The organism is Mesorhizobium sp. M5C.F.Cr.IN.023.01.1.1 (assembly GCF_003997585.1).
GTDB classification, from domain to species: Bacteria; Pseudomonadota; Alphaproteobacteria; order Rhizobiales; family Rhizobiaceae; genus Mesorhizobium; species Mesorhizobium wenxiniae.
The window spans coordinates 1-13,067 of record NZ_RZSU01000146.1; the positions used below are offsets into that span (position 1 = coordinate 1).

Below are 13,067 nucleotides of genomic sequence, written 5' to 3' on the forward strand. Positions count from 1 at the left end.
GCCTCGGTGACCATATACCGGCTCGCCTCCGGCCTGCGCGACGGCCAGCCCGGCGACGGGGAGTTTCGGCTTGCGCAATCCATTCGACCCGGCGCCGAGCCGGGCGCGCGCTGGTATCGTGCCCGCGCCCGCGCCTTCAGCGTCCCGGGCCAGCGGCTGCCCTTGCTCGCCTGGGAACTCGCCGACATCTCGGAAGAACGGGCCGAGCAGGAGCGGTTCTTCCTCGATCTGCAGGAGGCCATCGATCATCTCGACCATGCGCCGGCCGGCTTCTTTTCGGCCGATCAGGAAGGCCGCGTCACCTACATCAACGCCACGCTTGCGGAGTGGCTGGGCATCGACCTGACGAGCTTCACGCCTGGCGCCGTCACGCTTCCGGAGATCGTCGCCGGCGACGGCATGGCGCTGGTCCGCTCGGTCAAGGCCGATCCCGGCACCACGCGCAATGCGGTCATCGATCTCGATCTGACGACAGTGAAGGGCGAGGCGCTGCCCGTGCGTTTCATGCACAGGGTCTCGGCCAGCCGCGAGGGCGTCAACGGTCCGACGCGCACCATAGTGCTCAACCGGACGCAAGGCGAGGACGCTTCCGCCGACCTTCGCGCCTCGGAGATCCGCTTCACCCGCTTTTTTAATTCGACGCCGATGGCAATAGCAGCTGTCGACAACAGCGGGCGCATCTTGCGCACCAACGCGCCTTTCCTGTCGCTGTTTTCCTCCGTCGTCGACGGGGACGCGGTCGATCGGCGCGTGCGGCTGGACACGGTGATCCATGAGCGCGACCGGCCCGCCTTTGCCGCGGCGTTCGAAAAAGCGCGACAAAGGCAGGCTGACATCGAACCGATCGATACGCTGCTGCCCGGCAATGAGGAACGGCACATGCGCTTCTACGTCAACGCGGTCGCCGACGGCACCGGCGAGGGCGCCGAAGAATCGGCCATCGTCTACGCCGTCGAGACCACCGAGCAAAAGGCGCTCGAGGGCCAGATGGCTCAAAGCCAGAAGATGCAGGCGGTCGGCCAGCTTGCCGGCGGCATCGCACACGACTTCAACAATGTGCTGACCGCCATTATCATGGCGTCGGACCTTTTGTTGACCAATCATCGCCCGTCTGACCCGTCCTTTCCGGACATCATGAACATCAAGCAGAACGCCAACCGGGCGGCGTCGCTGGTGCGGCAGCTTCTGGCCTTCTCGCGCAAGCAGACGCTGCGGCCGGAGGTGCTCAACCTGACCGACGTGCTTGCCGATCTGCGGATGCTGCTGGCCCGCCTGGTCGGCAACGACATCAAGCTGAAGGTCGACCATGGCCGCGATCTGTGGCCGGTGAAGGTCGACATCGGGCAGTTCGAGCAGGTGGTGGTCAATCTGGCGGTTAATGCGCGCGATGCGATGCCGAACGGCGGCGACCTCACCGTGCGCACCCGGAATGTGACCACAGAGGAGAGCAAGAGCCTTCCCTACCGCGAACTTGCGCCGGCCGATTATGTGGTGGTCGAAGTCGAAGACACCGGCAGCGGCATCGCCCCCGAAGTACTCAAGAAGATTTTCGAACCCTTCTTCACCACCAAGGAGGTCGGCAAGGGCACTGGCCTCGGCCTGTCGATGGTCTATGGCATCATCAAGCAGACAGGCGGCTTCATCTTCTGCGAATCCGAGGTCGGCAAGGGATCGGTGTTCCGCATCTTCCTGCCGCGCTACATCGCAGAGGCGAGAGCGGGGGGCGAACCCGGCGAGGCGCCGGCTGCACCGGCAAAGATCGCCGACGCAGCCAAGGATCTGTCGGGTTCGGCCACGGTGCTGCTCGTCGAGGACGAAGATGCCGTGCGGATGGGCGGCATGCGGGCCCTGACGTCGCGCGGCTATACCGTCCACGAAGCGTCCTCAGGCGTCGAGGCGCTGGAAGTCTTCGAGGCGCTCGGCGGCAAGGTCGACATTGTCGTTTCCGATGTGGTGATGCCTGAGATGGATGGGCCGACGCTGCTTGGCGAATTGCGCAAGCGGCAGCCGGACATCAAATTCGTCTTCGTTTCCGGCTACGCGGAGGATGCGTTCGCTAAAAACCTGCCGGCAGACGCGCATTTCGGTTTCCTGCCGAAGCCGTTTTCGCTCAAGCAACTGGCCACAATCGTCAAGGATGTGCTGGAATCTTAGGGCTTACTAATTCTCGCACTTGCGAAATGGCGTGAGACTGCCATTATTATGGACGAAACGGGCGGCGGGTTTTGGGGGGAGCATGCCGTGACGCCGCACAACGAGGCAGGCAAGGGTGATTATGCCGCAACAGTGCTGTTGCCGGGCGACCCGCAGCGTGCCGAATGGATGGCGGAAACCTTTCTGGAGGCGCCGCGCTGCGTCAACCGTCGAAGGGAAGCCCTCGGTTTTACCGGCTTGTTTCGCGGCAAGCCCGTGAGCATCCAGTCCACTGGCATCGGCGTCTCGTCATTCCTGATCTACGCGCATGAATTGCTGGATTTCCACGGCGTGAGGACACTGATCCGCACCGGTACCTGTGGTGCCCTGACCGCCGCGGTTAAACTGCGAAGTCTGGTGATCTCGCAGTCGGTGCGCGGTGAAAGTGCCGAGAGCGGCCAGGTTTTTGGGCTCTATGGTGCTGATGCCGGCCCCGATCCGGCGCTAGTTTCCCGAGCCTTGGCCCGAGCTGCCGGAATCGGCATCGAACATCAGGCTGGGCTGACCATCTGCAGCGATATATTCTATCATCCTCAGGGGCGCGATCGCTTCGCCGAAGCGCAGGCCCACGGCGCGCTGGCCGTGGATATGGAGACCAGTGCGCTCTATCGCATCGCGGCGCATTTCGGCGCCCGGGCGCTGTCGATCCTGACTGTCGTCGACAATGTGGTGACCGGCGAGCAAACCGATTATTCCGAACGCCAGGCGCTTTTCACCGATATGACCCGCCTGGCACTCGATGTTGCGAGCGAAAGTTAAGCTGCTTGCCGCTTCGGGGCCGTGTGTTCTTCGATCCCCGGCCGATGGCCGCGCAGATAGAGGGCACAGGTCGTGCGCAACATCGAGGCGAAGTTCGGAATCTGGCCATTGATCTCTATGGCCTCGTCATAAAGCTTCGAGATGAATTTCGGCGTCGTTAAACCTTGGCTGGCGGCGATCTCGTCGAGCAATGTCCAGAACGTCGCCTCGAGCTGGATGCTCGTCGAGTGCCCATCGATGCGGATCGATCGATTGATCTGCCGGTAGCCCTCCGGATCCTGCCCGGCAAAAACCCTGCACATCGTTACCTCCCGTTCTTAGTGGTCTTGGCCATTCTTGTTGATTTTTAGGCGCAATCTGCAGCGATTCGCGCCTTTGAGTTATTGCGGCCAATTATCTTCAGCCGGAAAGCGGAAAACAGCAATCGGACTTTCGTCCTTAGGCGGTTTGCCACCCCATCGTTAGATTAGCGCGTGGTAATCGGCTGCCACCACCTTTGCCGCAACCCGCACATAATCACGCCGACGCGCACAAGGCGCTGCTGCGACGGAGTGTCATTTGACGAAGACGATCCACACCATGATCAGGGTTCTGGACGAGGCCCGGTCCATCGACTTCTACCGGAAAGCCTTTGGGCTGGACGTCGCTGAACGGCTCGATTTCGAAACCTTCACGCTCGTCTATCTGAGCAATGTCGAGGCGGGGTTCGAAGTCGAGCTCACCGTCAACAAGGGCCGCCAGGAGCCTTATGCGCTCGGCGACGGCTACGGCCATCTCGCGGTTTCGGTCGCCGATCTGGACAGCGAACATGATCGGCTCGGCGCGCTCGGCTTGAGCCCGAAGAAGATCGTTGAGTTCAACCGCGACGGAGCGCTGCTCGCGCGCTTCTTCTTCATAGAGGATCCCGACGGCTACAAGATCGAGGTTCTGCAGCGTCAGGGCCGGTTCAAATAGGAGACATTACGGCCGCGTCGGCCAGCGGGCGCCAGCCAGGGCACCTTCGGGTGCGCACAGCAAGCAAAGGGAGGAACAAATGGTCACGATTTATGAGAGAAAGCCGGCCCATGCAAGGAAGCCCGGGCTATCGCGCCGTGAGCTTCTGAAGCGCGGTGGTGTCGGCGCGTTGCTGGTCATTTCGGGCAGTGCCGTCATCAGCCCGGAACATGCCTGGGGTCTCGAAACATCCGCGCTCAAGCCCGAAACCATGGCGACCCTGATCCAGATGGCGCGCGACATCTACCCGCACGACCAAGTGCCTGACAAATATTACGCAATCGCCGTCAAGGCCCATGACGAGCAGGCCGGCAAAGACCCAGCCCATAAGGACCTCATCGAAAACGGCATCGCCGAACTCGACTCGAAGTCGGGTAAGGGTGGCTACACCAGCCTCGGCTGGGAGGAGCAGCGCGTTGCCGTGCTAAGAGAGGTCGAGGACACGCCGTTCTTCCAGGCAGTCCGTGGCGGGCTTGTCGTCGGCCTCTACAACCAGAAAGAGGTCTGGCCGATCTTCGGCTACGAGGGCGAGTCCTACTCCAAGGGCGGCTACATGGCGCGCGGGTTCGACGACATCGAGTGGCTCTGAGCCCCCGTCGTCCCAAACCGCACACAATAGACATCATGGGAGGAAACCATGGCAGCACCATTTGATCTCACGAACGACGGCGTGGTTGTCATCATCGGCTCCGGCGCCGGCGGCGGCACGCTCGGCAACGAACTCGCCCAGAAAGGCATCGATGTCGTCATCCTGGAGGCGGGCGCACGGCACGAATACGAGGATTTCATCAACGACGAGTGGGATTCATTCGCCCAGCTCGCCTGGACGGACAAGCGCACGACCTCGGGCGACTGGCGGGTGGCGAAAGATTTTCCCAATCTGCCGGCATGGATCGTCAAGGCGGTCGGCGGCTCGACCACGCACTGGGCGGGCGCCTCGCTGCGCTTTCAGGAGCATGAATTCAGAACGCTTTCGACCTACGGAAAACTAAAAGGCGCGAACCTGCTCGATTGGCCGATCACGCTTGCCGAGCTGGAGCCCTACTACGCAAAGGCCGAAGATAAGCTGGGCGTGACGCTCACCAACAACATCCCAGGCCTTCCCGGCAACAACAACTTCAAGGTGATGAAGGCCGGCGCCGACAAGCTCGGCTACAAGGAGTGCCACACCGGCCGGATGGCAATCAATTCCGAGCCGCGCGACAACCGCAATGCCTGCCAGCAGACCGGCTTCTGCTTCCAGGGCTGTAAATGGGGCGCCAAATGGTCGACGCTCTACAGCGAAATTCCCAAGGGCGAGGCGACCGGCCATCTCGAGGTCAGGCCGAACGCCATGGCTATCAAGATCAACCACGATGGGTCAGGCAAGGTGACCGGCGTCGTCTATGCCGACAAGGACGGCAGACTGCAGGAACAGAAGGCCCGCATCGTCGCCGTGGCCGGAAACTCGATCGAGAGCCCGCGGCTGCTGCTCAATTCGGCATCGAGCCAGTTTCCCGACGGCCTTGCCAATTCGTCGGGGCAGGTCGGCAAGAACTACATGCGCCACACCACGGGCTCGGTCTACGGCATCTTCGACAAGCCGGTGCATATGTATCGCGGCACCACCATGGCCGGTATCATCCGCGATGAGGCCCGCAACGATCCTTCGCGCGGCTTCGTCGGCGGCTACGAGCTTGAGACGCTGTCGCTCGGACTGCCGTTCATGGCCGCCTTCCTCGATCCCGGCGGCTGGGGGCGTTCCTTCACCACGGCGCTCGACCACTACGACCATATGGCCGGCATGTGGATCGTCGGCGAAGACATGCCGCGCGAGGAAAACCGCATCACGCTGCATGCCGATCTCAAGGACGAGCACGGCATGGCGGTGGCGGACGTCCATTTCGACGACCATGCCAACGACACGGCAATGCGAGACCACGCCTACAAGCAGGGCTCGGCGCTTTACGCAGCGGTGGGTGCGACCCGGACCTTCCCGACGCCACCCTATCCGTCGACCCACAATCTCGGCACCAACCGGATGAGCGAGAAGGCGGCCGACGGCGTCGTCAACAAGCATGGCCAGGCGCACGACATCAAGAACCTGTTCGTGTCGGATGGCAGCCAGTTCACCACCGGCGGCGCGGAAAATCCGACATTGACGATCGTGTCGCTGGCGATCCGTCAGGCCGACTATATCGCTGAACAGATGTCGGCCAAGAGCATTTAGCGATACCCTCTCGACTGCCTGTTGGCGCGGAACCTCGCAAGGTTTCGCGCCTCTTCTTGTCGGCTGTTCAACGCTTCGTGCAGGTCGAGGCGGTGAAGGCGCCGTCAGGCTGCTTCATGATGATGTCGAAGGACGGGCTGGTTTGATCGTCCAGGATGGCTTGCGTGAGCGAGATCGAGTTGCCGCCGGTCGTATAGCCGCCCAACGGGCCCAACCATGTAATCTCGCCATTTGCATCCATCTGATAGTTGTAGCCCTGCCGGGCGGTTCCGAAGGTCACCGGACCGCTATAGACATTTCCCTTGATGGTGATGTCGCCAAGGCTGAGGAACATGCCAAGCAGATAGACTTCGCAATGATAGGTCCCGTCCGGCAATTTGCCGTGGGTGAAATCGGCACGTGCACTGCCGGTGGCCGCAAGCAGAAGCATGGTGCTGAAAATACGAGAAATCCTGGAGGTCATGACGTAGCTCTTTTGAAGATCGAACTTGCCCCATTTTCCTGCAGCGCTGCAACAGTTCGCCGTCTTTGATACGGTGTTGCTCAAAATTCATGCATTAATTCGTGAGTGATCAAAACTTAGGCGAGAGTGGGGAATTTTTTCTCAATCAGAACACCTGCGGCGGCGCTTAACGTTGGCGGCTAATATATTAACCGACTGATAGGGCAGGGAAATCCAAGCCCACTCAATTTTGCTCCCGCGGTTGGCACAGCCGTTGCATGGTCTGTTTGCGATGCGATCAACCAGCTAGGGAGTTTGAAATATGAGGGGCAGTTTCTCGACAATAACAAAAATGTTTTCGGCAGGCGCGGTCACGGCCGGCTTGCTGATGAGTGTCCCGGCCAAGGCGGCTGACGACACGATCAAGGTGGGTATTCTCCACTCGCTGTCGGGGACCATGGCGATTTCGGAGACGACGCTGAAGGACGCCATGCTGATGCTCATCGAAGAGCAGAATGCAAAGGGCGGCCTGCTCGGCAAGAAGCTCGAAGCGGTCGTCGTCGATCCGGCTTCGAACTGGCCGCTGTTCGCCGAAAAGGCACGCGAGCTGATCTCCAAGGACAAGGTCGCGGCGGTGTTCGGTTGCTGGACCTCGGTGTCGCGCAAGTCGGTGCTGCCGGTGTTCAGCGAGCTCGACAACATCCTATTCTACCCCGTCCAGTATGAGGGCGAGGAGAGCGAGCGCAACGTGTTCTACACCGGTGCGGCGCCGAACCAGCAGGCTATTCCGGCCGTCGACTATCTGATGAGCGAGGACGGCGGGTCGGTGAAGCGCTGGGTGCTTGAAGGCACCGACTATGTCTATCCGCGCACCACCAACAAGATCCTCGAAGCCTATCTGAAGGCCAAGGGCGTCGCTGCCGAAGACATCATGGTCAACTATACGCCGTTCGGCTTCTCCGATTGGCAGACCGAGGTCTCGGCGATCAAGAAGTTCGGCTCGGCCGGCAAGAAGACCGCCGTCGTCTCGACGGTCAATGGCGACGCCAACGTGCCGTTCTACAAGGAACTCGGCAACCAGGGCATCAAGGCCGAGGACATCCCGGTCATGGCCTTCTCGGTCGGCGAGGAAGAGCTTGCCGGTCTCGATACCGCGCCGCTCGTCGGTCATCTCGCCGCTTGGAACTATTTCCAGAGCATCGATACGCCCGAGAATGCGAAGTTCATTGCCGACTGGCACAAGTTCATCAAGAACGACAAGCGCACCACCAACGACCCGATGGAAGCCCACTATGTCGGCTTCAACATGTGGGTGAAGGCGGTTGAGAAGGCCGGCACCACCGACCCTGACAAGGTCATCGACGCGGTGATCGGCGTCTCGGTGCCGAACCTGACCGGTGGGTATTCGACCATGATGCCGAACCATCACATCACCAAGCCGGTACTGATCGGCGAAATCCAGGCCGATGGCCAGTTCGAGACCGTCTCGCAGACGCCTGGCCTGGTGATGGGTGACGAGTGGTCTGACTATCTGGCTGATTCGAAGGACCTGATCTCCGATTGGCGCGCGCCTCTGTCCTGCGGCAACTTCAATGTCGCCACCGGCAAGTGCGGCGGCAAGGGAACCAACTGATCCTCCCGGGTCTGACAGGTCGTGGAGTTCTCCACGACCCAGACCGCGACGCGTCCGGGCGAGCTCCTCCTCTCCTCCAGTCCGTCCGGACGCGAATTTCAACCCTTCAAGAGCCGCCAGAAATCGATGATCTTCACCCGCGCGATCGGCCTGACGCTGCTGCTCCTCCTGGGGATGCTATCGCCGTCGAACGCTGCCGAAGCGGATCTGCGCGCCATCATCGCCAAATTTGCCACTGCCTCGAATTTTTCGGCCACCGAAGCTGTCGTGCGCGAGCTGGCGGCCACCGGCGATACTGCCGTCGAACGCCCGCTCGGCGCGCTTGCAGAGGGCGATCTCTACGTCCGCAAGGCCGATTCGCTGGTCTTCATCGGCAAGGAAGGTGGCGGCAGCGTTGAGCTGCTCGACCCGCTGAGCGGTGAAAAATCCGGCGACGCGGCCAAGGGCGAGATCACCAAGATCAAGGTCAACAATACGCTGCGCCGCGCCATCCGCGATGCTTTGGGCATGCTGACGCTCGGCGCGAAAGATCCGGCCGCGCGCATTGCCGCCGCCGACACCATGTTCAAGACGCCCGATGCGACAAACATCGAGCCACTCGATGCCGCAATCGCCAGCGAAACCGTGGCAAGCGTCAAAGCGCTGCTCGAACAGGCTCGCGCCGCATCCATTCTGGTGTCGGGCAGGCCGGAGGCCGACAAGCTGGCGGCGATCGCCCTGATCGGCGCGCGCGGCGACCGCACCGCACTGTCCCTGCTCACCTCCGTCGAGGCCAATTCCGAAGGCGCGGTCAAGGACGCGGCGACGGCGGCGATCGCCAGCATCAATTCGACGCTGGCGCTGTGGGATGCGGGCCAGAACATCTGGTACGGGATTTCGCTTGGATCGGTGCTGCTGCTGGCGGCGATCGGCCTTGCCATCACCTTCGGCGTCATGGGTGTCATCAACATGGCGCATGGCGAAATGGTTATGCTCGGCGCCTACACGACCTTTGTCGTGCAGGAGGTGATCCGCAATTCCTTTCCCGGCCTGTTCGACTGGTCGCTGGTCATCGCGCTGCCGCTCGCCTTCTCGGTCGCGGCGCTCGTCGGCCTTGTCATCGAGCGGGGCGTCATCCGTTTCCTTTACGGCCGGCCGCTAGAGACGCTGCTGGCGACATGGGGCGTCTCGCTGATCCTCCAGCAGGCCGTGCGCAGCATCTTCGGGCCGACGAACCAGGAAGTCGGCAACCCGACATGGATGTCCGGTTCGTTCGATATCGGCCAGCTTGCGGTTACCTGGAACCGGCTCTGGATACTGGTATTCGCGCTCTGCGTGTTCGTGGTGCTGCTGTATGTGATGAAGCGCACGCCCTGGGGCCTGCAGATGCGCGCCGTCACTGCCAATCGCCGCATGGCCGCGTCCATGGGAATCAGGACGCCATGGGTCGACGCGCTGACCTTTGCACTGGGGTCGGGAATTGCCGGCATCGCCGGTGTCGCGCTCAGCCAGATCGACAATGTCTCGCCCAATCTGGGCCGCGGCTACATCATCGACAGCTTCATGGTCGTCGTCTTCGGCGGCGTCGGCAATCTCTGGGGCACGCTGGTCGGCGCCTTCTCGCTCGGCATCGTCAACAAGTTTCTCGAACCCTATGCCGGGGCAGTCCTCGGCAAGATAGTCGTGCTGGTCCTCATCATCCTATTCATTCAGAAACGCCCGCGCGGCCTTTTCGCGCTGAAGGGCAGGTCGGTGGAAGCATGATCACGGGACGCTTCTTCGCCGCCGGCGCCGACCGCCGCATCACCATCACGATCTTCATCCTTTTGGCGGTCGCCTTCATTGTGCCGCTGCTCAATCTTGCGGTCTCGCCGACAAGTGCTTTCTACGTGCCGTCCTATGTCGTCGCGCTCACCGGGAAATATCTCTGCTACGCGCTGCTCGCCTTGGCGCTCGATCTCGTCTGGGGCTATTGCGGCATCCTTTCGCTCGGCCACGGCGCCTTTTTCGCGCTCGGCGGCTATGCGATGGGCATGTATCTGATGCGCCAGATCGGTTCGCGCGGCGTCTACGGCAATCCGCTGCTGCCGGACTTCATGGTGTTCCTGAACTACAAGGAGCTGCCGTGGTTCTGGTTCGGTTTCGACCATTTCTGGTTTGCGGCGATCATGGTGCTTGCGGTGCCCGGCCTGCTTGCCTTCGTCTTTGGCTGGTTCGCCTTCCGCAGCCGCGTCACCGGCGTCTATCTGTCGATCATCACCCAGGCAATGACTTATGCGCTGCTGCTTGCGTTTTTCCGCAACGACATGGGCTTTGGCGGCAACAACGGCCTGACCGATTTCAAGGATATTCTCGGCTTCAACGTGCAGGCCGATGCGACTCGCTCGGCATTGTTCGCGGCCAGCGCCATAACACTGGCGCTCGCCGTCTTCGTTACCTGGGCAATCGTCGGTTCAAAATACGGCAAGCTGCTGATGGCTGTGCGCGACGCCGAGAGCCGCACGCGCTTTCTCGGCTGGCGCGCGGAGAACGTCAAACTGTTCGCCTTCACTGTGTCGGCTGTCATGGCCGGCATTGCCGGCGCGCTCTATGTGCCGCAGGTCGGCATCATCAATCCGGGCGAGTTCGAGCCGTCCAACTCGATCGAGGTCGTGGTATGGGCGGCCGTCGGCGGGCGCGGCACCATCGTCGGGCCGATCATCGGCGCGCTCGTGGTCAATGCCGGCAAATCCTGGTTCACCGGCGTGCTGCCGGAGTTCTGGCTGTTTGCGCTGGGTGGACTGTTTGTCGCCGTCACGCTGTTCCTGCCCAAGGGCATTGTCGGCATGTGGGATTCCTGGCGCGGCAACGCCAAGGCGCTGCGCGCAGCCTCGATCGCCGAGGAGGCCGGCACAGATCCTGACGTCCCGCCACCGCCGAAGATCGTTCGCTCGGCTGCGAGAACGCCGGGCGACTGGTCCGCGTCCGGCCCCGAACCGCAGCCGGCGGAGTGAGCGATGTCGAAGAGCAACACCATCCTCTATCTCGACGGCGTCTCAGTTTCCTTCGACGGCTTTCGCGCCATCAACAACCTGTCGCTGGTGCTCGACAAGGGCGAGATGCGGGCGATCATCGGTCCCAACGGCGCCGGCAAGACCACGATGATGGACATCGTCACCGGCAAGACGCGTCCCGACGCGGGCGAGGTTTACTTCGACGGGCAGGTCGACCTGACCAAATATGACGAGGCCGAGATCGCCATGATGGGCATCGGCAGGAAATTCCAGAAGCCGACCGTCTTCGAAAACCACACGATCGAGGAGAACCTGATGCTGGCGCTGAAGGGCCCACGCTCGATCTTCCCGGCGCTGTTCCATCGCCGCTCGGCCGCGGAGGCGCGGCAGATCGACGATATTCTCGGCATCACCCGGCTGGGCGACAAGCGCGATGAACTCGCCGCCAATCTCAGCCACGGCCAGAAGCAATGGCTCGAGATCGGCATGCTGCTGGCGCAGGATCCGAAGCTGCTGCTGGTCGACGAACCGGTTGCCGGCATGACCGACGCCGAGACCGAGGAGACCGCGCGGCTGCTCAAGGATATTGCGCGCGACCATTCGGTCATCGTCGTCGAGCATGACATGCATTTCGTGCGCGAGCTCGGCGTCAAGGTCACCTGCCTGCACGAAGGCTCGGTCCTGTCCGAAGGCTCGCTCGATTTCGTTTCGGCCGACGAGCGTGTCGTCGAAGTCTATCTGGGGAGATGATCATGGTCTGGCGCGTTCCGTTCCATCATTTCGACCTTTCGTTCTTCAGGCGTTGGAGAAGGCGCTGACTATGCTCGAAGTTTCCAACGCCACGCTGCACTACGGCGCCGCCCAGGCGCTGCGTGGCGTCTCGCTGAAGGCCGGCGCGGGCAAGATCACCTGCGTGCTCGGCCGCAACGGCGTCGGCAAAACCAGTTTGATGAGATCGATCGTCGGCCACCACCGGCTGACGAGCGGGAGCGTTGCCTTCGAGGGGAAGGCGCTCGACCGGAGCGCGGCGTATGACCGCGCCCGGTCGGGCATCGCATTCGTGCCGCAGGGCAGGGAGATCTTCCCGCTGCTCACCGTGCGGGAAAACCTCGAATCGGGCTTTGCGCCATTGAAGCGCGCCGACCGCAAGATTCCCGGCCATGTCTTCGAATTGTTCCCGGTGCTGAAGCAGATGCTCGCGCGCCGCGGCGGCGACCTTTCCGGCGGCCAGCAGCAGCAGCTTGCCATCGGCAGGGCACTGGTGATGCGGCCGAAACTGCTGGTGCTCGACGAGCCGACCGAAGGCATCCAGCCGTCGATCATCAAGGATATCAGCCGCGCCATTCGCTATCTGCGGGACCAGGCAGGCATCGCCGTGCTGCTGGTCGAACAGTATCTAGATTTCTGCCGGGAACTGGCGGACGAGGTCAACATCATGGACCGCGGCCAGATCGTCCACACCGGCCCGGCCGAGGATCTCGACCGCGCGGATGTCCGCAAGTTCCTGACTGTCTAAAGCCTCAGTGGCGAATCCCAAACCTCTCGGCGTAGACCCCAGGAATCCATGCCGTGACACCCGCAGAAGAGTGCAGGGGCGAAGAGAAAAAGCCGTTCTCCGGCGCCCCGCATCCTGGATTCTGCACCGTGGCGATCCTCTGAAGTCACGGCATTGATCCTTGTATCTTCACTCCGCTTCGCGTCGCTGCGCCCAAGGATGACGAAATAACGAAGGTTTACGAGATTTTCTTCAACGACACCGTTTGCAACTCTGGCGCGCCGAAGATTGCATGCTAGGCTTTACTTGGCCTTGTTGAGTCGGCCGCTTTCCGTATCAGTTTTGTTGACAGATCAGGGTGAAGCGTGGGC

12 protein-coding genes are annotated in these 13,067 nt (G+C 61.9%); 10 read left to right on the plus strand and 2 right to left on the minus strand.

The window, feature by feature from the left end; genetic code table 11:
- Together EOA78_RS32160 and EOA78_RS32165 are read left to right on the plus strand one after the other, a co-directional pair.
- On the plus strand, positions 1–2,154 hold a 2,154-nt coding region (locus tag EOA78_RS32160; protein WP_164784030.1), incomplete at its 5' end, for a PAS domain-containing sensor histidine kinase.
- 87 nt (positions 2,155–2,241) lie between these two features.
- The gene (locus EOA78_RS32165) at positions 2,242–2,952 is read left to right on the plus strand and encodes a DeoD-type purine-nucleoside phosphorylase (RefSeq protein ID WP_127319409.1); all 711 of its coding nucleotides are present in this window, start codon (positions 2,242–2,244) and stop codon (positions 2,950–2,952) included.
- On the opposite strand, the gene EOA78_RS32170 is transcribed toward EOA78_RS32165, so the two are convergent.
- Positions 2,949–3,254 (minus strand): ribbon-helix-helix domain-containing protein, encoded by a 306-nt coding sequence (locus EOA78_RS32170; RefSeq protein ID WP_127319411.1) that lies wholly within the window; start codon positions 3,252–3,254, stop codon positions 2,949–2,951. The two genes, EOA78_RS32165 and EOA78_RS32170, sit on opposite strands and share 4 nt — an antisense overlap.
- A gap of 256 nt (positions 3,255–3,510) precedes the next feature.
- Between EOA78_RS32170 and EOA78_RS32175 the strand changes: the two genes are divergently transcribed.
- The 3 genes from EOA78_RS32175 to EOA78_RS32185 all read left to right on the plus strand — a co-directional run bounded on the left by EOA78_RS32175 (position 3,511) and on the right by EOA78_RS32185 (position 6,154).
- Positions 3,511–3,906, plus strand: a complete 396-nt coding sequence (locus EOA78_RS32175) for a VOC family protein (RefSeq protein WP_127319413.1) — start codon at positions 3,511–3,513, stop codon at positions 3,904–3,906.
- 79 nt (positions 3,907–3,985) lie between these two features.
- Positions 3,986–4,534: a gluconate 2-dehydrogenase subunit 3 family protein gene (locus EOA78_RS32180; RefSeq protein ID WP_127319415.1), complete on the plus strand. Its 549-nt coding sequence runs from the start codon at positions 3,986–3,988 to the stop codon at positions 4,532–4,534.
- 48 nt (positions 4,535–4,582) lie between these two features.
- Positions 4,583–6,154, plus strand: a complete 1,572-nt coding sequence (locus tag EOA78_RS32185) for a GMC family oxidoreductase (RefSeq protein ID WP_127319417.1) — start codon at positions 4,583–4,585, stop codon at positions 6,152–6,154.
- Between the two features lie 67 nt (positions 6,155–6,221).
- On the opposite strand, the gene EOA78_RS32190 is transcribed toward EOA78_RS32185, so the two are convergent.
- Entirely contained in the window at positions 6,222–6,617 is a 396-nt protein-coding gene (locus EOA78_RS32190) for a hypothetical protein (RefSeq protein WP_127319419.1), read from the minus strand.
- 301 nt (positions 6,618–6,918) lie between these two features.
- On the opposite strand from EOA78_RS32190, the gene urtA reads away from it, so the two are divergent.
- From urtA to urtE, 5 genes are all read left to right on the plus strand, one after another.
- A complete protein-coding gene (urtA, locus tag EOA78_RS32195; RefSeq protein WP_127319421.1) occupies positions 6,919–8,229 on the plus strand; it encodes an urea ABC transporter substrate-binding protein in 1,311 nt (436 codons plus the stop codon).
- Between the two features lie 126 nt (positions 8,230–8,355).
- Positions 8,356–9,972, plus strand: a complete 1,617-nt coding sequence (gene urtB / locus EOA78_RS32200; protein WP_127319423.1) for an urea ABC transporter permease subunit UrtB — start codon at positions 8,356–8,358, stop codon at positions 9,970–9,972.
- The gene (gene urtC, locus EOA78_RS32205) at positions 9,969–11,201 is read left to right on the plus strand and encodes an urea ABC transporter permease subunit UrtC (protein ID WP_127319425.1); all 1,233 of its coding nucleotides are present in this window, start codon (positions 9,969–9,971) and stop codon (positions 11,199–11,201) included. Before urtB ends, urtC begins: the two co-directional genes overlap by 4 nt.
- A gap of 3 nt (positions 11,202–11,204) precedes the next feature.
- Complete coding sequence (gene urtD, locus EOA78_RS32210; protein ID WP_127319427.1) at positions 11,205–11,951, plus strand: urea ABC transporter ATP-binding protein UrtD; 747 nt, start codon at positions 11,205–11,207, stop codon at positions 11,949–11,951.
- Positions 11,952–12,021: 70 nt separating this feature from the next.
- A complete protein-coding gene (gene urtE, locus EOA78_RS32215; protein WP_127319429.1) occupies positions 12,022–12,717 on the plus strand; it encodes an urea ABC transporter ATP-binding subunit UrtE in 696 nt (231 codons plus the stop codon).
- Positions 12,718–13,067: the final 350 nt, after the last annotated feature.